13 protein-coding genes are annotated in these 19,809 nt (G+C 68.3%); 4 read left to right on the forward strand and 9 right to left on the reverse strand.

Annotated elements, in window-relative coordinates; all coding sequences use genetic code 11:
• Positions 1-59: 59 nt before the first annotated feature.
• The gene (locus BLR33_RS33375; protein WP_093788639.1) at positions 60-902 is read right to left on the reverse strand and encodes a fumarylacetoacetate hydrolase family protein; all 843 of its coding nucleotides are present in this window, start codon (positions 900-902) and stop codon (positions 60-62) included.
• Between the two features lie 110 nt (positions 903-1,012).
• Positions 1,013-1,822, reverse strand: a complete 810-nt coding sequence (locus tag BLR33_RS33380) for a FadR/GntR family transcriptional regulator (protein ID WP_093788641.1) — start codon at positions 1,820-1,822, stop codon at positions 1,013-1,015.
• 276 nt (positions 1,823-2,098) lie between these two features.
• On the opposite strand from BLR33_RS33380, the gene BLR33_RS33385 reads away from it, so the two are divergent.
• The 4 genes from BLR33_RS33385 to BLR33_RS33400 all read left to right on the forward strand — a co-directional run bounded on the left by BLR33_RS33385 (position 2,099) and on the right by BLR33_RS33400 (position 6,573).
• Positions 2,099-3,019, forward strand: coding sequence for a VOC family protein (locus BLR33_RS33385; RefSeq protein ID WP_093788643.1), 921 nt, complete (start codon positions 2,099-2,101; stop codon positions 3,017-3,019).
• Positions 3,020-3,068: 49 nt separating this feature from the next.
• Positions 3,069-4,508 carry an amidohydrolase family protein gene (locus BLR33_RS33390; RefSeq protein ID WP_093788645.1) on the forward strand — a complete coding sequence of 480 codons (1,440 nt, stop codon included), beginning with the start codon at positions 3,069-3,071 and terminating at the stop codon, positions 4,506-4,508.
• Positions 4,509-4,563: 55 nt separating this feature from the next.
• On the forward strand, positions 4,564-5,049 hold the full coding sequence (locus tag BLR33_RS33395; protein WP_176930751.1) for a pyridoxamine 5'-phosphate oxidase family protein: 486 nt from the start codon (positions 4,564-4,566) through the stop codon (positions 5,047-5,049).
• A 183-nt stretch (positions 5,050-5,232) separates the two neighbouring features.
• Positions 5,233-6,573, forward strand: coding sequence for an MFS transporter (locus BLR33_RS33400; RefSeq protein ID WP_143031807.1), 1,341 nt, complete (start codon positions 5,233-5,235; stop codon positions 6,571-6,573).
• 150 nt (positions 6,574-6,723) lie between these two features.
• Here BLR33_RS33400 and BLR33_RS33405 read toward each other — a convergent pair whose 3' ends face one another.
• The 7 genes from BLR33_RS33405 to BLR33_RS33435 all read right to left on the reverse strand — a co-directional run bounded on the left by BLR33_RS33405 (position 6,724) and on the right by BLR33_RS33435 (position 19,702).
• On the reverse strand, positions 6,724-7,695 hold the full coding sequence (locus BLR33_RS33405; RefSeq protein WP_176930755.1) for a S8 family serine peptidase: 972 nt from the start codon (positions 7,693-7,695) through the stop codon (positions 6,724-6,726).
• Between the two features lie 218 nt (positions 7,696-7,913).
• Entirely contained in the window at positions 7,914-11,216 is a 3,303-nt protein-coding gene (locus BLR33_RS33410) for a right-handed parallel beta-helix repeat-containing protein (RefSeq protein ID WP_093788653.1), read from the reverse strand.
• A 193-nt stretch (positions 11,217-11,409) separates the two neighbouring features.
• On the reverse strand, positions 11,410-12,117 hold the full coding sequence (locus BLR33_RS33415) for a response regulator transcription factor (RefSeq protein ID WP_176930759.1): 708 nt from the start codon (positions 12,115-12,117) through the stop codon (positions 11,410-11,412).
• A 28-nt stretch (positions 12,118-12,145) separates the two neighbouring features.
• A complete protein-coding gene (locus tag BLR33_RS33420; protein ID WP_143031808.1) occupies positions 12,146-12,814 on the reverse strand; it encodes a hypothetical protein in 669 nt (222 codons plus the stop codon).
• Between the two features lie 72 nt (positions 12,815-12,886).
• Positions 12,887-14,077 carry a hypothetical protein gene (locus BLR33_RS33425; protein WP_176930761.1) on the reverse strand — a complete coding sequence of 397 codons (1,191 nt, stop codon included), beginning with the start codon at positions 14,075-14,077 and terminating at the stop codon, positions 12,887-12,889.
• 444 nt (positions 14,078-14,521) lie between these two features.
• Positions 14,522-16,792 carry a hypothetical protein gene (locus BLR33_RS33430; protein WP_143031809.1) on the reverse strand — a complete coding sequence of 757 codons (2,271 nt, stop codon included), beginning with the start codon at positions 16,790-16,792 and terminating at the stop codon, positions 14,522-14,524.
• Between the two features lie 660 nt (positions 16,793-17,452).
• Complete coding sequence (locus BLR33_RS33435; protein WP_093788663.1) at positions 17,453-19,702, reverse strand: MMPL family transporter; 2,250 nt, start codon at positions 19,700-19,702, stop codon at positions 17,453-17,455.
• Positions 19,703-19,809: the final 107 nt, after the last annotated feature.

Raw genomic sequence — 19,809 nt, forward strand, 5'->3', positions numbered from 1 at the left:
GGTACCGAGGAGGACGGTGGGCGTGCCCTTGACTTCTCGGTGCCGCTGCCGGACGAAGGTCAGGCCCTGCACCGCTGGCGCAGCTCGCCGATGCCCTCGACTGAGCTGACCAGTACATCGCCCGGGGACAGCCAGCGCTGCGGGGTGCGGCCCATGCCTACTCCCGCCGGCGTCCCTGTGAAGAGCACGTCGCCGGGGAGCAAGGGCAGCACTGCGGACAAGCCGGCGATGAGAGCGGGCACCGAGAACAGCAGGTCGCGCGTTCGGCTCTTCTGCACGTCCTCCCCATTGAGGGTGCACCGAAGTTCCAGGTCGTCCGGATCGGCGAATTCGTCGGGCGTCACCAGCCACGGGCCCATGGGTGTAAAGCCTGGATACGACTTGGCGAGTCCGAACTGGGGTGCAGGGCCGGAGAGTTGGCTGATCCGCTCGGAAAGGTCCTGTCCTGCGCAGAGACCCGCCACGTGCGCCCAGGCGGCGGCCTCCGACACGCGGAACGCGCGTGCCCCGATCACCGCGACCAGTTCGACCTCCCAGTCGACGTGGCCGCCGCGTGGCAAAGTGACGTCGGTGATGGGCCCGGTGATACTGCTGACGTACTTTGTGAACACCGGCGGCAGGCCTTGAGGGCGGGCGAAGCCGGATTCATCGGCGTGGTCCCGGTAGTTCAGCCCCGCGGCGAACACCTGTCGGGGCGTGGGTACCGGAGAGCCGAGCCGAGCGGGGTCGAAGGGTGCTCCGGCCGGCAGGTCGGTGCCCGCGGCCCACTCCCTGAACCGCTCCCACCGTGTGTAGACGGCCTGGACATCTGGCGCAAACTCTCCTTCGCTGGCCTCTTCGACATCGACAGCCCTGTCGCCGGAGATGACAACGAGCCGATCCGAAAGGTTGGCAATACGCACGAGGACTCCCGAAACACGGTGGGCTGCGGTGGCATGGGCCGGCAAAGTGCAGGGGCCTGCACCATGACACATATTGATTATGATGATTCTGGGAGTGAGACAAGCCGTCGTCAAGCGGTAGGGCCTCGGCGGCGCATGGTTTGCGCAGCGGGGTCGTCTCCTGTGTCGCGGGGAGGGCCGCTGGTGTTGTGCAGGCCGACCAGCCACATGGCTTCCTCGCGCCTGTGGTCCGCAATGGCATCGACGAGGTCACAGTGCAAACGGTGGCGTTCACGCAGGTACTGGGGCAGCGGTCGGCCGGCCATCGGCAGAACGGCGAGCGTGTGTGACTCGATGATCTCCAGCAGCCCGAGATACAGCTGCTTGAGCAGCTTGCTGGGGCTGAGATCCGCGATGCGCGCGTGCAGTTGCCAGTTGGCATGGACGAAGGCGACCGGATCGGGCACCTCCGCCGCTTTACGCATGGCCGCAAGCGACTGGCGCAGACGGACCACATCGGCCAACGAGGCGTGCCAGACGGCGTCCGCGACGAGCAGCGGATCGAGGGCGTCCCTCATCCGAATGGCCTCCGCCACATCGGCACCCTCGGCGTCAAGGGCCAATACCGAGTTGCCGAGCCGGACGAGTGCGGATTGCTCAGCCGCGAAGAGACCACCCCCCGGTCCCGGCCGGACAGCGACCAGCCCACGGGAGTGCGCCAGCCGCAGTGCCTCGTTGAAAGTTCCGACGGACACGCCGCACGCGGCACGCAGCTCCTCCTTGGTCCCCAGCCGACTTCCGGGCTCCGCGGCAGCGGCCAGTTCCGCGATCCGCTGGGCGGCGCTCTCGGCACGTTTGACGCTCGCCTGCGGTGCGCCCCCATGACCAGCACGGCGGCCGGTGTCGGCTCCGCCCCCCGGCGTGCGCCGCGAGTCGTCCATGCCTACCTCCTCAGGTGTCCACCAAATCATCACACTGATTTGCAGCCGCAGTGGCAAACCCACGGATCCTCCTGACGATCCGCACGCGCATACAGTGCCGGTTCGCGCGCTGCGACAACACGCGGTCGGCAGGGTTGACGGAGGGCCCTGTTACCTGGAAGCGTTATTCATCATAATCATCATGGTCGTTAGGACCCAGATGCCATCAGGGCGGCGAACCCCCATGGCCCTCTTCGGCGGCGCCTGTCCCGTCCCTTCACCCCTCCCGGAGACACGATGTCCCTTCACCGGCTCATCTCGATCATCATGGGTGTCCCCGACGTTGCCGGGACAACGGAGTACTACGCTGACTTCGGTCTGACCCGTGAGGCAGGCAACTGGTTCACCAGTCAGGACGGCGGACGCCAGCTGCAACTCGTTTCAGCCCCATCCAGGCGGCTTCTGGAGATCCGCATCGGTGTCGACGATGCCGACGACCTGGGTTCAGCAGCATCAAGGCTCCGCAGGCTCGGCGTGCGTTACCGATTGACCGAGCGGGAGTTGACGGCCGAGGAGGCTGTCACCGGGGTCCGGGCCGTCCTCGAGGTCGCGCCTCGCCTGGTTCAGCCGGAGGTCCGGCCAACCCCGTACAACCTTCCCGGGCACACCGATCGGGCCGGACGCGCCCCTGTCCTGCTCAGGGATGCCTCTGTCCGTCCGCGCAAGCTCGGTCACGCCGTAGTCGCGACCACCGACTTCGATGCCACGACCGCGTTCTTCCGTGACGGTCTCGGCTTCAAGGCAAGTGACTACATCAAAGGCGAGGGCGCGTTTTTGAGGTGCTCGCCCGAGCACCACAACCTCCTGGTACTGGCTTTCCCGGTCGTCTTCCTGCACCACACCTCCTGGCAGGTCGACGACGTGGACGAGGTCGGCCGGGGCGCATTCGCCATGCTGGAGCACCACCCGGAACGGCACGTCTGGGGGCTCGGGCGCCACTACGCGGGGTCCAACTTCTTCTGGTACCTGAAGGATCCCTCGGGCACCTTCAGTGAGTACTACGCCGACATGGACTGCATCGTGGACGACCAGATGTGGAAGCCCGAGGTCCTCGAAGGCGCCCGCGGGCTGTTCAGCTGGGGCCCGCCGCCGCCACCGTCCTTCCTGCGCCCCGACGACCTCGCCGCCCTGATGACCGGCAGTCACAGCGCGCGTTGAGCATTCATCACTCCGTTTCGCCCCTCCTCCCCCTCATGTGAGAGCCGCCATGAACCATCTCAACGAGCCGGACGCACCACCCGCGCCGGGTCGCCCTGTCGTCTTTCGAGGAGCCTCCGTCGTCACGGTCGATCCCTCACTGGGCACACTTGACACCGCCGACGTCCTCGTCCGCGACGGTCGTGTCGCCGGCATCGGGCCTCACCTCGATGCGCCGGCCGACGCCTTCGACATCGACGCGCACGGCGGCATCCTCATGCCGGGCATGATCGACACTCATCGGCACATGTGGCAGACCGTCCTTCGCGGCTACGGCGCCGACTGGACGCTCACCAACTACCTCCGCTTCTTCTACGCCGGTTACGCGCACATGTTCCGGCCGCAGGACATCTACGCCGGCAATTTGCTCGCCGCTCTGGAGGGGCTGGACGCGGGCGTGACGACCAGCGTCGACTGGTCCCACAACCTGCAGACCCTCGACCACGCAGAGGCCGCGGTCGACGCTTTGGAAGGGACCGGGGGGCGATTCTTCCTCGCTTACGGGAACATCCACGAGAACCCAGCCGAATGGTCGGCCGCGCCCGGATTCCGAGACTTCGTTCGACGTCGCATCGACGGCCGCTCGGACCGGCTGGGCCTCCAGTTGGCCATCGACCTCAGCGGCGACGCCTCCTTCCCTGAGAAGGCAGCCTTCGACGTGGCCCGGGACCTGGGTGCCGCGGTCACCATGCACACCGGGGTCCGCGACGTCGCGGGAGACGAGAACATCACCATGCTGGCCGACCACGGATACCTGTTCCAGGGCTCGGTCTACGTCCATGCAGCCACCTTGTCCGCGGAGTCCTACCGACGGATCGCCGACACTGGCGGATACGTATCGGTGGCGAGTGAAAGCGAGTGCAATGCCGGCCAGGGCTACCCACCCACCTGGCAGTTGCGCGAGCACGGCGTCCCCGTCTGCCTCTCCACGGACAGCAGTGCCTGGTGGAGCGGTGACATGTTCAACGCGATGCGAGCGACGCTGAACGCCACCCGGGCCCGGGAGCACCTCGAGTCCCACGACCATGGCGAGTCCCTGATCGACTGCCACCTCCGCGCGGCCGATGTCGTCGCGTACGCCACGCGCGGTGGAGCGGCGGCCCTCGGTCTCGACGACCGGCTGGGCAGCATCACGGTCGGGCGTGAGGCCGACCTCGTCCTCCTGCACAGCCGAACCTCCCCCGCCATGTTCCCGGTCCTGAATCCGGCCGGCCACATCGTCTTCCAGGCAGGCCGCGGTGATGTCCACACCGTGATGGTCGGCGGGCGCTTCGTGAAGTACGGCGGGGTGTTCCTCCTCACGGACCGCCTCAACGCCGCCAAGGCGGCAGTCTCAGAAACCCTCGACCACCTTCGCGGCTGCATGGGTGCGCCGGCCTGGAAGGCGTACATGTCTCCGGACGCGCCGCGCGTGCCACTGCCTCCTTTCCGTGCGCGCACCGGCTTCTGACCACCAGTCCGATCGATCCCCCACCCACGTGCGATCCTCACCAAGGGAGCAGCCAGTGAAGAACGCTGAAGAGCGGCGCGCTTTCGTCCGGCAGCACCGGACGGCAATCTTCGGATACGGCCGGAAGAACGACGGGCCCGCGATGACCACGCTCTACTATGTATGCGAAGGCGACGAGATCCTCGTCTCCACGATGAACGCGCGCGCGAAGGCCAAGGCGGTAAGGCGCAACCCCAAAGTCTCCCTCTGTGTGCTCGACGAGCACTGGCCGCCGACCTACCTGAATGTCTACTGCGACGCCGCAGTGGACGACGATCCTGAGTTCGCCGCGGACGTCTTCTTCCGCATCATGGGGGTCATGGCCGGGCGTCCCCTCGATGAGGCCAGGCGGGCTGATGTCGCCGCGCTCGCCCGCGAGGAAGAACGTGTAGTGGTGCGCCTGCGCCCCTATGCCACCTTCGCAACACCGCCTCGACATGTCTACGACGAAAGCGACATCCACGGTCTGACCCACACCGTCAGCGCCAGCATGCCGTGGTGAACCGGACCCGATCACGCGGTTCCTTTCGTCCAGGTCAAAGGCCCATGGCCCGCTGACGCCCCTTCCCTTCACTTCCCATTCCCTCGGCAAAACAGGAGACCATACGTGACAACCCGCACCTCTGCACCCGGGGAGGCGGCTTCCTCCGCCCTCACATGGGCAGTGACGGTCGGCGCTGTGTTCATGACGACGCTCGACACCTACGTCGTGACCGTAGCCGTACCGGATCTGAGTTCCGACTTCAATCATGCGTCGGTATCCCACGTCTCCTGGGTTCTCAACGCGTATGCCATCGCAATGACCGCCATCCTGATCGTCGCCGGCCGGCAAGGCGACAGATATGGGAGCAAGTCCGTATTCCTCCTGGGTACCGTCCTGTTCACGCTCGCCTCGGCGGCGTGCGCGCTGGCTCCCGGGCTCGCCTTCCTCATCATCGCGCGCGCGGTGCAGGGAGTGGGGGCAGCAGCTCAGCTTCCGGCGTCGCTGGCTCTGCTGCTGGCCGCTGTACCGGCGGAGCGACGTCAGCACGCGGCACGGTTGTGGACCGGCTTTGCGGCCATGGGGGCGGTCTTCGGACCCCTGGTCGGCGGCCTCCTGGTGGAGGCGAGCTGGCGCTATGTCTTCGCCATCAACCTCCCCCTCGGCATTGCCACTTTCCTCGTCGGCCGACGCGTTCTGCCCGACACCCGCGTCAGGAAAGACGCCGCCGCGCCCGACATGACAGGCAGCCTGTTGCTGATCGTGTCCGTCGCCACGCTGACGGGAGCCCTCGTCCAGGCACCGGACTGGGGCTGGAGCGCCGTGCAGACCGTGGCACTGCTCGTCGTGGCCGCTGTCAGCGGTGCCGGATTCGTGTGGCGCTGCAGGACGCATCCCGCGCCGCTCATCGAACCGTCGATGATGAGGAACCGCACGTACACGATATCGAACGTCGCCAACCTGCTCTTCTCCGTTGCCTACGGCATCATGCTGCTCTCCGTCACACTGTGGTGCCAGCAAGTGTGGCACTACTCCGCCCTGCGGACCGGGTTCGCTCTTGCGCCGGCTCCCTTTGTCGTACTACCCGCGGCAGTGGTTTCCGCAGGTCTCATCCGCCGGCTCGGCCTCGGGCCGGTGGCAGCACTCGGCGGCGTGGTCTACGCGGCCTCAGCCCTCTGGCTCGTACTCGGCGTGCACGACACACCCGACTACGCATTCGGCATGCTCCCCACGATGGTTGCCTCCGGAGTCGGTTTCGCTCTCGGATCCGCCACACTGACCGGCGGAGCCGTGAGCGCGCTCCCCCCCGCCCAAGCGGGCACGGCGACATCCATCGTCAACGCGGGACGGCAGGTTTCCGGTTGCCTCGGAGTCGCCGTCCTGGTCACGGTGATCGGCACCGCGCCCGCGCCCTCCGACATCCACCATCTCTTCAACGTCGGTTGGTGTGTGGCAACCGGCCTGGCGCTGCTCTCGGCCGTCGTTGCGCTGAGCCTGAAGAAGCCCGCGCGGGTCGAACAGCCCGAGCTCCTCTCCGCGGCATGATGACCGCGCAAGGGCTCACCCCGGCCACGTCGGCGGCACACGGCCACGCCACCACCAGCCGTGGCACCTGCGGACGGTGAACCGGCGAGGGTCCTGTGCCTGGAGGTGAGGTCACTCTCCTATGGCACAGGACCCCTCACGACGTCAATGTCAGGTTCCCGGGCGCCAGTTTCGGCGGCGGCCGCGGGGGAGGACAACGGCGCTCACAGCTACGAGCGCCACGAGCACCAGCCCGGCGGCCCCGACGGCCAAACCCGCGGTCTGGGACGTCGTCCTGGGCGGTGGCGGCACCGTCAGGGCGTGTTTTCTCACCGAGAACGGCGGTGTCGCCGAAGGCACAAGGCCGTCGCCTTCCTCCGGCAGCAGCGTCGTCATCGCCGCGTACGGGTCCACCAGGCCGTAACCCGCGCCGGGGTCCGGCATCCGTGTGCCCGGATGGACGGCCGTCGTTTCAAGACGGTGGGTCAGTGCTTCCGGGGACATGGCACCGCGATAGGAATCGATCAGCGCCGCCGTTGCGGCCACGTAGGCGGCGGCATAGCTTGCGCCGGTACCCGTGAAGTCCCCGCCGGAGACACCGGGTCCGACGACTGAGTCGCCGGGCGCCACCAAGTCCACCGGAGCGCCCTGCGCAGGCCCGGCGGGCATCGTGCTGTCCTTGCCCGAAGCCGCCACAGCCAGAACACCGGGGTAAGCAGCCGGGTACACCGGCGCTTGCTGGGTCTGACCGTCGGCCATGGCCGGGGCCACTACAAGCGCCCCGGCGGCGATGGCTCGTTGCACCGCAGCACGCAGTACGGCGGCTGGCTGGGGCGTCACCACCGAGACGAGGACGATGCGCGCGCCCGCCGCGACCGCACGGTTTATGCCTGCCGCAATGACATCAGGGGCTGTATTTCCCGCCGCGTCGGTGACCGCCAGGGCGTACAACCTGGTCGCGGGCGCCAGCCCGGTGAATCCCTTGCCCGCCGCACCGCTGATGAGCGAAGCGATGAAGGTGCCGTGGCCGACACAGTCCTGGCCAGCGGGCGCCGCCGGAAGCAGCCGGGGACCGTCGACGACTCGCCCGGCGAGTTGTGGCGTCCCGGTACGCACCCCGGTGTCGAGCAACCCGACAGTCACAGATGCACCTTGGGACAGTCCCGCGTCGCGGTCGGCGCCCAGGGCCGCCAACTGCCAAGGCGGGCTACCGGTCGCTGCGCGCCCGGCGCGCGCGCAGGCCTGCTGCCCGGTCAGTTGCTGGGCAACCGGCGGGAGAGCGTCGGCCGAAGCGGGCACTGCCGTCAGCAGCGCCGCAAGTGCCCCCGAGATCAGACCGGTCCGAACGTACCTCATTGCCTTCAGCTCCGGTCCGCCGGAATGTCCTCGACGCGCAGCGTACGGAGGTCGTCCAAGCCGGGATTGCTCATCCGGTTCAGCCGTCCGGCCTGCTCTGTCATCATCGACTCCAGGAGCTGCCGGGCGTAGCGGGCATTACCGAAGCTGCGCCCGCGCGGCACCGAGGTGAAGTGCTTGAGCAACGCTTCCCTGGTGTCTTCGGGCAGTTCGTAACCGCTGGTGGTCGCGTTCGCCGTGATGATCTCCAGCAACTCGGCCGGCGTGTAGTCCGCGAAATTGATCTGCCGGGGGAAGCGGGAGGCCAGGCCCGGGTTGGACGCGAGGAAGCCCTCCATCTCGTCGGAGTAGCCGGCGACGATCACCACACACTCGTCGCGATGGTCCTCCATCAGCTTCAGCAATGTGTCCACGGCCTCCTGGCCGAAGTCCCCGTTGGCGCCTCGCGGCGTGAGCGTGTACGCCTCGTCGATGAAGAGGACCCCACCGCGTGACCGCTCGAATGCGTCCTTGGTCAACTGCGCGGTATGCCCGATGTACCGGCCGACCAAGTCGGCACGGGCGACCTCAACAAGCTGCCCACGCGACAACACGCCCAGCGCGGCGAGCAGTTCGCCATAGACCCGGGCCACTGTGGTCTTGCCGGTTCCCGGCGGGCCGGCGAAGACGAGGTGGTGGCTGATCGCCGGAACGGGCAGTCCCGCCGCCTCCCTGCGGCGTGCCGCGGCCAGCAGGTTGACCAGGTTCTCCACCTGCGTCTTGACCTCGGGGAGGCCCGTCATCCGGCGCAGTTCCGACAGCAGCGCCTCCAATCGCGCGCCCGGAGCCTGGGACTCGTCCTCCTGCTCCCCGAGATCCGCCGGAAGCAGGCGCATCAGGTCCTTCGACCCGACCTCTTGCAGCTCCGAAAGCCGGGATGCCTGCCGGTCGATCATCTCTTCGAAGGTCTTCCTGGCTGCACGCCCGTTGCCGAAGGCGGCGTCCCGCTGCATCCGGTCGAAGTGACGGGTGAGCGCGGCCACCGTGCCCTCCGCCAGCTCGTACTGGTGCGCGGCGGCCATGTTCGAGACGATCTGGACCAGTTCTGGCGAGGAGTAGTTCTCGAACTCGATCGTGCGGCTGAACCGCGACGCCAGGCCGGCGTTGGTCCGCAGGAACTGGCGCATCTCCTCCGAGTACCCGGCCACGATCACCACGATCTCGTCCCGGTGGTCCTCCATCAACTTGACGAGAGTGTCGACCGCCTCCCGCCCGAAGTCCGGACCTGAGCCCTTCTCCCCGGTGAGGGTGTACGCCTCGTCGATGAACAAGACGCCGCCCAATGCCGAGTTGAAGACCTCGGTGGTCTTGATCGCCGTGCCTCCGACGATCTGTGCCACCAGCTCGGCGCGCGCCACTTCCACCAGGTGGCCGCGCGGCAATGCCCCCAGATCCGCCAGGATCCGCCCGTACAGCCGTGCCACCGTCGTCTTGCCGGTACCTGGGGGGCCGGCGAAGATCAGGTGGCGTCCCATCGACAGCACCGGCATACCCATCTGCGCACGGCGGCGAGCGAGCTTGTCGAGATTGACCTGGCGTGTCACCTGCTCTTTGACTCCTTCGAGTCCGACCAGCGCCCGGAGTTCGGCCAGCGGCCCTTTTGCCTGATCCGCAGCCTCGTCAACCGGGCCGGCCAGCAGGTTCCCCGGCACCGTCCCGGCAACCGCCTCTCCATAGGCATCGCGAAGGCCGTTGCCGTGGCTCTCCAGGTCCTCCGCGGACAGCCGTTCACCTGGTTGTGTCTGCCGCAGCCCGGAACCGGTGTTGTCCCGGACCGTGGTGCCGGTGACCGACACGACCTCCGTCGAGTCCACGCGGATACCGTCTCCCCCGTTGCCGGTCAACTCGCAACTGCTGACGACGGCTCGCCCCCCGGCGGAGACGTGCAGGCCATGGCCGCGCGAGGACCGCACCCGGCTGCGCGACAGGTTCAGTTCGCCGCCGTCCTCGACCAGGATGCCGTCGGCCCCGGCTCCGAGGATGTCGCTGTCCCGGAACGTTCCCAGGCCCTCATGTCCCACCGAAACACCTGGGGCATGTCCGGCAGTGTCACGGACCGTGGTCCGGCCGATGTGCGGACGCCCTCCGTCGACGATCCTTATCGACGCCAAGGCGCAGTGGGCCATCACGGACTCCTCGACCCGCCCGCGTCCGCCGCTGGTGACCTCCAGTCCGTGCCCACCGGTCTTCTCGATCTCGGCGAACCGCACCAACGGGTTCGCTCCTGCCCGCACACTCAGCCCGGGGCCTTCGGTGGACCGGATCTCCAGCCGGGTGAACTCCGCGGCGCTCTCCTCGTCCACCAGCACCCCGATGCCGGGGCAGTTGCGGACCACCGTTCCTGTGAATACCGGGCTTGACCCGCCGCCCACCCACACGCCTGCGTCAGATGCCCTCGAAATCTCGCAATCCTCGAAGGTGCCGCGCGAGCGCGTTTTGACGTGGACGCCGTGGCCACCCGATGTGTCCACCCGGCACCGGCGCACCACCGGGTCGGTGCCGTTGTCCAGCACTATCCCGTACCCGGACATTCCATGGAAGGTGCAGTCTTCAAGCACCGTGCGTGCGGTACTCGAGACGAACAGCCCTGCCTCCGCGTCGTGCACGGCGGTCCCGCTGATGGTGGTGGCGGCCTCATCCTCAAGGGCGATCGCGGGCTTGTCGGTGTGCGAGATGTCGCAGTCCTGTATGGTCCCGCGTCCTTGAGCGTTGACACACACGCCGTTACCGCGAGCGTCCCGCAATGTGCAATCGCGCACCACGGGATCCGCCCGCTCGCTGATCACCACTGCCGAGGTGCCCAAATGCTCGATCACGCAACTCTCGACAACACTGCCGACCCGCGAGGCATCCACGATGCCCGCGCCCGCAGGATTGCTGACCCGGCAGTCCCGCATCGCCAGCGAACCCTGCTCACGGGAGAAGACGGCCGCCCAGGAGGACGCCGTGATCTCACAGTCCTCGAGCGCGGCCTGCCCGCGCGGGACGTCGACGGCGGGGAGGTTTTCGTCAGCACCTTGCAGCAGCAGTCCGTTGACCTTGACCGCTTCGGTGAGCAACCGCAGGACGCTGCCGCGCCGGGGCGTCACCCGAACGCTGCCGCGGCCCTCCTCGGCGGTGATCGTGACGACTTTGGAGATCACGAGGTTCTCCTCGTAGCGGCCGGGACGCACGGTGATCACCGCGCCGCTGTGCGCCCGCTCCAAGGCCTGTCCGATGGTGTCGAACGCGCCTCGCTCGCCAGGAGCCACCAGGAACAGCCCGCTCACACCGAACCCCTTCGATCCATCCGACGATCCCGGTGCCGACACAGAAGCCACGACGCCACCCCGGTCGATCCTCTCGCAGGTCGAGGGCAGGTCACGTCCGGCGGCTGCCGCCACGGCAGGCCGGAGCGGCCCCACCGCACAGGTCTGCCCTTCTGCTCCCCGGCTTGCTGCCCCATCAGCCCCCGCCCGCATGTCATATGAGTCCGGCGCGTATCGCGTAGGCGACCGCGTGCACCCGGTTGCGGAACCTCAGCCGCGTCATCATGTCGTGCAAGATGTTCTTGATGGTCCGCTCGGAATACGACAATTGCTCACCGATCTCCCGCAGCGCCAGGCCCCGCGCCAGCAACCGCAGCACGTCGACCTCCCGACTGTCCAAGCCATGGGCGGTCAAACCGCGCGGCTGCAGCACCTCGCGCTGCACATAACGGATCTGTTCATGCAGCCGCTCCTGCTGTTCCGACGCCAGGTACGCGCCACCGCGAACGACCGCCGCGAGTGCTTCGCGCAGCCGGCCGACGTCGATTCGGTCCCGTGGCACGACCGCCGCCATTCCGTAGTCAACGGCTGTGAACAGGTCGACATCGCACGGCGCATCAGTGAGCACGACGAACCGGACCCCTCGGTGCCGAAGTGCCAGCTTGTGCAGCTTTTCGAGCAGCTTGCTCGCGGTAACGTCCACTACGAGAACGTCCAGTGACCCGGCGTCTGCCGGAACGACGACGTAACCCGCCGCCGAACCCAGAATCGCTGCCACTCCGGCGTTCACCAGGGCGTCGTCGGAGGAAATCGCCACCCGCGCCCGTGCGCCGGTCCTCCTGGGGTCTTCGAGCGGGCAAGGCACCGCGCGAATCATCCGCGATCGGTCCTCGAAATCGACATTCAGGGATTTCTGGTTCATGATTTCGCCTTTCCGCCTTTTCCGACCATCACTTGAGCCGCGATTCAAGTGGACGATCATCGGGGCCGGACACACGGGGCCGAGCCTCCGGAACAGCCGCGCCAATACGGTCGAACCTGCCGGCCACCTCACGTTCGGCCCGTTTCCCTGCCGACAACGCGTGCAGCCGTGCGCGGACAAACCGGCGCAGCTTGTCTCCTTCGGCGCCGCCACCTGCCCGCAGAAGCCGTAGCAGCGGCCGCGCCATCTCCTCGGCCAGCGCCAGGTCCACCACACGGCCCCAGCAGTCGCAGGCCCTGCAGAGGTTCTCCCAGTACTCTTCGTCGCCCCACACCTGCGCCACAGCCATGTACTCCTCGGCCGCCGCAGCCGGATCACCGTGCTCCATCAAGGCATGCGCGTACAGTTCCCTGGCCCGCAGCGCATAGGGGTGGCTCGCGTCGTGCTCCCGCTCGACCCGTCGCACCAGATCTCGCGCGACGCGCGTCGCGTATGCGGTGTCGTGAACGTGCAACGCCCGGGACACTGCAAGTGCGTCACGCCGATAAGGGGCAGCGACCTGCCGAGCCTTGGGATCAGCCTGCTCGCGTTGCCCTGCCCAATGGGCGTGCCGCTCATCACGCGAATATTCCGGATCACCGGGCTCGCTGCGGAACCGCCACCACTGTCCATCGGTGCCATCCGCTTCCAACCGCATCTTGCACTACCACTCACTTCTGCCGGGGCGGGCCGCTCCTGCGGAACCGCCCGCCCCGGAGTTACGGACCTGTCAGTGTTGCGTGCCGGCAGACCAGAGCGTCGCGCCGGACGTGGAGGTGATGACTACGTTGCCATCGTCCTGAATGACCAGTTGGGCGCCCGGATTGCCTGCCGTCCCGGATTGCCACACCGGTTGCATGTCCCGGGTGTAGACGACGAAATGTCCGTCAGCCTGGAACACGGCTTCAAAACCGCGGCCTTCGGTGTGCGAAGACCAGCGCACCACCCCGTTCTCGTCGGAGATGACAAGGTTCCCGTCGGTGAGCATGGAAATCCTCATGCGGTTCGAGGCTACGAACTCGCCCTGCTTGATCACATAGGTCGACGTGATCACCTTTGTGCTCCAACCGGGCGTGGTCGCCGGCGCGGCAGCAGGGGTCGCCGGAGTATCCGCCCGCGCCCCGGTCCGGTCGGCAGCCAGCCGCGCGGCGGCATGCGTGGGCGCCGGAACCTCATGGGCCGCAGCTGGAACAGCCGGGGTCGCGGCCGCGCGAGCAGCCTGCTTGGCAGGAGCCTCCGCCTGGTCGGCGTGGACCGTCTGCCTGCTGTGCGCGGAGTTGTCCGCGGTGTGCGAAAGCGGTGCGTGCACCGGCGCCACGTGCGCCGCCGCGGCCGACTTGGCCGCTGCCACGCGGGGTTGGACGGCGACGGTGCGATGGGCGGGCGTCTCGTTCACCGGTGTCTTCGGCGCTCGGGACGCCGCAAGGCCCGGCAGCATGGGAGCGTGCGCGGACAGGGGCGCGAGGGTTGCGCCGTTGCCGTCGGCCGCGCGGCGAGGATTCGCCGAACTGCCAGCGGGAGAGCGTACCGTGGGTTTGTCCAAAGCCTGCCCGGCGTCCGGCTCCGGCTCCCCCTGGTCCTGGTGGCCGGGAGCCGGCGTCCCGGAAGCAGGAACTCCGTGCGCCGGAGCGGTGCTCTCCGGCGGAAGGGCGTTGTTGCCGCTGGGCGCTGCGGGCTGCGCCGCCGGAAGACTCGGAGCCGTCTGCGGCTGCGTCCGAGGCTCGGCAATTCGCCCACCGATGCTCGGCGACGTGCCACCGTCCTGCGACTGCAGTTGCTGGTCCTCCTCGCTCGGAGCGAGGGAAGCGATCGGCATCGCGGTTCCCATGGCGTCGCCGTTGACAACCGAGCGGTGATGACGATGCACAGTCGCGAACGGGACCGTCAGCAGAACCGCTCCCGCGAACGCCGCCGCAGCCATGAGCGGACGGTGCACACCTCTCGCGCCGGCAGATGCCGCCGGACCGGCCTGCGCCGACTCGCCGTTGCCGGCTGTCGTCCCGCTGAGGGATCCCACGGCCGGACGACGGGAGATGGACCGGTCGGGGGCAGCATCTGGCACCGCGGCACGAGGGGACCTGCGCTGCTCGCCGACTGCCGCGAAGGGAACCGGAGTCCGTATGCGGCTGGATGTCCGGGCGGCCGACGAAGCGCCACGAAACATCACCGGGACATCCGGCTCAGGTGCGGCGTCGGGCATCACCAGCGCTCGTTGTATCCGCGACAATGCCGACGCGCCCGCGACCGGAGGTGCCGCTCCCTGGGCCATGCGTTCCGTTGCCATGCGATTCTCCTCCAAGGCGTTCGGGGTGGGATCTCCCTTGCTGCCGGCACTGCGGCAGCAAGGGAAGCAAGGGGCGCGGGATCAGCGATCGACTATCGACAGTGATCCTGAGCAGCCAGGTGGCCACGGTGATCTCGGTGCCACCCGTGCTGGAGCCGACCTGACGAGTTCCCGCAGACGGCTCAGGATCTGGCTGTCCGAACCGTCCGTCGTGCCAGTGGGTGTCGTCGTATCGGCCGCGATCTCCCGGAGATGGACGCACCACCCGTCTTCGTCCTTTTCGACTGCCAGCACCTGCAGCCGGGTCCCGGCGAGCAGTATCACGACGCCGGCTTTCTGGCCGGTCGTGCGCGGCATGTCGGGCCGACGGCCCGTCTCCGACCACACCATGCAGCGGACCGCGGGCATGTCCAGCGGTTCGCCTTCCCACGGCACAGCAGCGACCGGGCCCTCGCACAGCATGCGCATGCCAGGGATGATGCGATGGACGTCCCATGTGTCCGGTGCCCCGTGCACAACCACGCCGCGGAACACCGGGAGCCGGTGCAGCCCGGCGTCAAGTCGAGCGAGTAACGCCTCCCTCCCCCGCGCTGCTCCACTGAGTACACCTGCGAATCGGCCCAGCGAAGTGGCCACCGAGTCGGCATACGCCAGCGTCAGTGCCAGATCTTCCTGAACAGCGTGCGGAGGGGCATCTCCTCCGGGCGAGGACGAGGCCATGAGGATACGCCCCGCTTCCTCGCCATGCGTTCGCATGGCCTCGGTGGCCAACCGACGCACAAGATCGATCTCCGCTTGCCGGTCCCTGCCGGTCGGCAACTCGCCTGGCCGGCCGACGTGCACAGCAAGCCCGGCTGAGGGGGTGGTCGTCGAGGCCGTCACGGCATCGTCCCGTTCCGGTGCGGCCGCCGGCGCAGGCTCCATCAAGGCGGACGGGAGACTGCTCACGGTCACCCGCGGCGCAGGAGGGGCGAAGTCGTCCGCGGACGTCATGTCCCGGCTCTTGGCGGCAAGAGACGCACGTGCCGGGGCCGGCTCCGGGGAGAGGATTGTGTGAACGGGTGTCTCAGGGGCCCGCGTCTCCGCGACCGAGGACCGATCGCCCGGCGCGATCGCAAGGCCGTGCCGGATGGCCAGCCGACGCAACCGCCGTAGCCCCTCGGCGCCACAACTGCCGTGCAGACGCATAACCGTGCGGTTGCGTACGTCGTCGTCCAGTTCCGACAACAACCGCTCGAGTGAGGGCCACATCGAAGGACTGAGCCACTGGCCGGGCATGCCGAGTTCCAAGGACATCATTTCTGCGTCACGCGGACGGCCGTCCACTGCCGCCGGCGATCCCCCGAGCGGGCCGACCCACAAGCCGGCTGCCGTCACGCGCACCTGCCATTCGTCACCAAGGAGCAGTGAACCGGGCTCGGGTCCCTCGGACAACCCGGTGGCCGGCGGTCGCCAAGCAACGATCCGGGTGGAGGCCGGTGCGCCGTCCGATCCCGGGAGGCAGGCCAGAGTTTCGGCATATGGCTGCCAGGTCGGCTCGCCCCTCTCGTCAAGGAGCACGATCCGAGGCTCGGCGTACGGGCCCGCATCGGTCAGGACCGCAGGAAGACCGTTGACGATCTCGATGGGGAGGTCCAGAAGATCCGCCACCTGGTGGCCGAGGGCGAGCAGCTCCGCTCCGTCGGCAGCAGCGATGCGGACCGCGGCACGCACTTGCGCGGGAAGCGCCGCGACCACATCGGCGAGGGCGTCCGGGGTGACGGGGTCGGCGCCTTCCGAGTCGACGAGGAGCACAAGCCGGTCGGGGTCCATCGGAACGGCGAGAGCCGCCGCCGCGGCCTCCTCGGCTTCCCGGCCGATCGCGCGCACCAGCAGCCCGGCGGGTATGTGTTCCACGTCGTGCCCGGCGGCCACCTCCCGGTTGACGCGCTCAACGGCACGTTGCCAACGGGGCTCCGGGTAGCGCATACCGATACGCCGCGGAGTCAGGCCGGGAGAGAAGTGCCACCAGCCGCCGTCGATGGCGCTGCCGCACGAAGCGAACAGCGTTCCTCCCGGCACCACGACGGCACGGCCGTCCGGGGCGAGTACGTCCAGCGACCACAGATCGCACAGTTGCCGGGCAAAGGAAGGCTGTTCGGACATCTCGGTGCCCGCCCCTGACATCACCAGCCGCAGAAGCCTGACCCCAGCTTTCTGCGAACGGCGCATGGCCGGCGCCAGCAGCTCAGCCAACTCCTCCAGCTCTGCCGGCAGTGTCGCAACGAGTACGGTGGCCGTGCCGGGATCACCGGTCGCAAGGCGCTCCGAGGTGTCGAGGAGTGACTCGGGGGCCCAGTCGTCCGGGTGCACCACCCACAGATTGCCACGCCCTGACAGCCGGGGAGCGCCGCCCGATGCCATGGGAGCCGCAGCCCGCCCGCTCACCGATGCTCCCGCAAGGTGTCCGGGTTTCCACGTGTGACAGCAGGCAACCGGAGAGCTGAGACACCGGCACTCACTTCCTGCACGTTCCCGCCCTGCTGCGTCGTCTCATCCATCTGTCCTCGTTTCGACGCTGGGTCAGCGACCATGACATCGCCGCCACGCACGGCACACAGCCATTCGAACCCACCATGCGGTCGGAGGCGCGGACGCCGAGGTCGGTTATACAGCAAGGAAGTTAACACCCGTAACCCCCGTTTCGGCGGCGCGGTGCGCCCGTGGAGTCCTCGCCACCTGACAGTTCCTGGCGAGTGTTGGCTCGCGTGATCCGGGGACGAGCAGGGCCAAGACGCCTGACTCTCACCTACAGCCATGTCCGCCATCGACGTTGTGAATCATGACATCACTCTCGATGTCCACTGCGACATCAAGATGGCCATGACCGCGACAGATAATCTCACATGACTCCATGGGGACATCCAAGCGGCCTGGCTGTCGTCTGGCACCGAGGCATTGACCCGGTACCCGCACCGCGGACGGCCGGAGGGCACGCATGGTGTCGCACGCCGCCCTCCGGCCACCGCGATGTCAGACCGAGACAGGCGTCCGGGTCTCGGTGTCGTCCTCCTCCCGTAGGCCGAAGCGGTCGTAGAGGCGGCGCAGGGGGGCGGGGGCCCACCAGATGCGTTCGCCGGCGAGTTTCATGGCGGCCGGGACGAGGATTCCGCGGACGACGAAGGCGTCGAGGAGGACGGCCAGGCCGGTGCCGATGCCGAAGAACTGCAGGAAGCTGATCCTGGACAGGCCGAAGGCGAAGAAGGTGACCGAGAGCAGGGCCGCGGCGGTGGTGACGATGGTGCCGGCTCGTGCCATGCCCTGCACGATCGCTTCCCGGTTGGCCAGGCCGCGCTCGTGCAGTTCCTTGATGCGGCTGATGAGGAAGACCTCGTAGTCCATCATCAGCGCGAAGGCGATGACGACGAGCAGGGGCGGGATCGTGGTGGAGGTGGCGGTGGGGGTGAAGTTGAGGAGCCCGGAGAGGTGGCCGCCCTGGAACACCCAGATCATGGCGCCTGTGATCGTGAACAGGGTGAGGGCGTTGAGGACGAGGGCCTTGACCGGGATCCAGATGCTGCCGGTGAACAGGAAGAGCATGACGAAGCTGGCGATCACCATGATGGCGGCGGCCCAGGGCAGGCCGCTGCCGATGGAGTGCTTCTGGTCGACGAGGTCGGCTGCCCGTCCGCCGACCAGTACGGAGGTGTGGGCGGGCGTGGGTGTGTCGCGGATGTCGTGGACGAGGTCGGCGGCCTGGCCGCTGGTGGCGTCGAGGGTGTTGTCGACGGTCCAGGTGACGTAGCCGTCGTGGTACCAGGACAGGGCGGGGCCGGTCTCGTGCACGGGCCGGCCGTTGCGGTAGGTGCCGCCGGGGCCCTGTACCTGTTCGGCTCCGGGCAGGCGTGACAGCCGCGCGGTGTACTGCGCCCATTCCCGGGTCTGTGCGGGGGTGGGTGCGGCCGGGGATCCCGCGGGTTTCGCGGTGACCGCTGTCAGTGCGCTGTTGCCGTTGCCGGCGAACCGGTCGCGCAGGGCGTCACCGACCTGGTGGGCGGCTGCGGAGGTCGGCAGGGCGCGGTCGTCGGGGGTGCTGAAGTGGACGTTGAGCAGGGGCAGTCCGATCACCACAAGGGCCAGCAGGATCGGGGCGGCGAAGGCCAGGGGGCGGTGGGTGACGGCGGTGGTGACGCGTGTCCATCCGCGGCTGCCGACTACGGCGGGGGCGCCCGGGTCCGCAGCGCGTGCGGGGCGGGGGCGTCGGAAGCTGCGCCGGCGCCTGGCGACGCGGGCGCCCATCGCGGCCAGGAGAGCGGGCAGGACCAGGAGTGCGCCGACGGCGGCGAAGAAGACGACGGCGATCCCGGCGTAGGCGAAGGACTTGAGGAAGTAGACGGGGAAGACCAGCAGCGCGGTCAGCGCGAGCGCGACGGTGACGGCGGAGAACAGCACCGTGCGGCCGGCCGATGTCGCGGTGCGGGCGAGGGCGTCCTCGGTGGCGTGTCCGTGGGCGACTTCTTCGCGGTACCGGTTGACGATGAGCAGGCCGTAGTCGACGGCCAGCCCGAGTCCGAGGGCGATGTTCAGGTCGATGGCGTAGGTGCTGACCGAGACGAAGCCGGCCAGCAGGCGCAGCTCGGCGAAGGTGCCCATGATCGCGATGGCGGCGACGCCCAGCGGCAGCAGCGAGGCGAGCAGGCCTCCGAAGACGAAGTACAGCAGCACGATCGTGATCGGCACGGCGACGATCGAGACGATGCCGAGGTCCTTGCCGATCTGCGTGGTCAGCGCGCTGTCCGCGCCGGTCTGGCCGCCACTGCGCACGGTGGCCGCAGCGCCGCCGTCCGCCTTCAGGTCCTTGAGCAGCGTGTCGACGCCGCTCTTGTGCCCGTCCTCGTCCTGGACGTGCGCCAGGACCAGGGCCGAGCGCTGGTCGGTGCTGCGCAGACCGGGCGCGTGGGTGGTGAAGTAGGACGTCACATTGTCGACCCACGGCTGTCCGTGCAGGGTGGCGGCGATCTTCGCGCCCACCGCCTGAACGGCGGGGCTGTCGACGGTGCCGGCCTTCGCGGTGACGAGGACGACGAGCCCCTGCGTTCCGCCGAAGTGATCGTCGACGAGTTGCTCGGCCTGTGTCGACGGGGCCTTCGGGTCGACCTGACCACCCGAGCTGAGCTTTCCGAACGCGGTGATGCCGTAGACCGACAGGGCGAGGAACCCGAGCAGGGCCACCACCAGAACACGTCGATGATTTCGGGCGATGAGACGCCCCAGAGCTTCCATGACGGTGAACTCCTTGTCAGACCCGGTGAACGCGGGCAGTTGGGTGATCGCGGTGCGTGATGCAGGACGCCTCGACGTCGCGGCGTCGCGCCACAGCTGCCGAGCGC

The sequence above is a fragment of the Actinacidiphila guanduensis genome, assembly GCF_900103985.1.
GTDB classification, from domain to species: Bacteria; Actinomycetota; Actinomycetes; order Streptomycetales; family Streptomycetaceae; genus Actinacidiphila; species Actinacidiphila guanduensis.

Excerpts from the sequence above, each read along its gene's own strand:
- BLR33_RS33385 (WP_093788643.1), top strand. The coding sequence starts at position 2,099 with ATGTCCCTTCACCGGCTCATCTCGATCATCATGGGTGTCCCCGACGTT.
- BLR33_RS33420 (WP_143031808.1), bottom strand. The coding sequence starts at position 12,814 with ATGCGGTTGGAAGCGGATGGCACCGATGGACAGTGGTGGCGGTTCCGC.
- BLR33_RS33415 (WP_176930759.1), bottom strand. The coding sequence starts at position 12,117 with ATGAACCAGAAATCCCTGAATGTCGATTTCGAGGACCGATCGCGGATG.
- BLR33_RS33425 (WP_176930761.1), bottom strand. The coding sequence starts at position 14,077 with ATGGCTGCGGCGGCGTTCGCGGGAGCGGTTCTGCTGACGGTCCCGTTC.
- BLR33_RS33435 (WP_093788663.1), bottom strand. The coding sequence starts at position 19,702 with ATGGAAGCTCTGGGGCGTCTCATCGCCCGAAATCATCGACGTGTTCTG.
- BLR33_RS33380 (WP_093788641.1), bottom strand. The coding sequence starts at position 1,822 with ATGGACGACTCGCGGCGCACGCCGGGGGGCGGAGCCGACACCGGCCGC.
- BLR33_RS33400 (WP_143031807.1), top strand. The coding sequence starts at position 5,233 with ATGACGACGCTCGACACCTACGTCGTGACCGTAGCCGTACCGGATCTG.
- BLR33_RS33390 (WP_093788645.1), top strand. The coding sequence starts at position 3,069 with ATGAACCATCTCAACGAGCCGGACGCACCACCCGCGCCGGGTCGCCCT.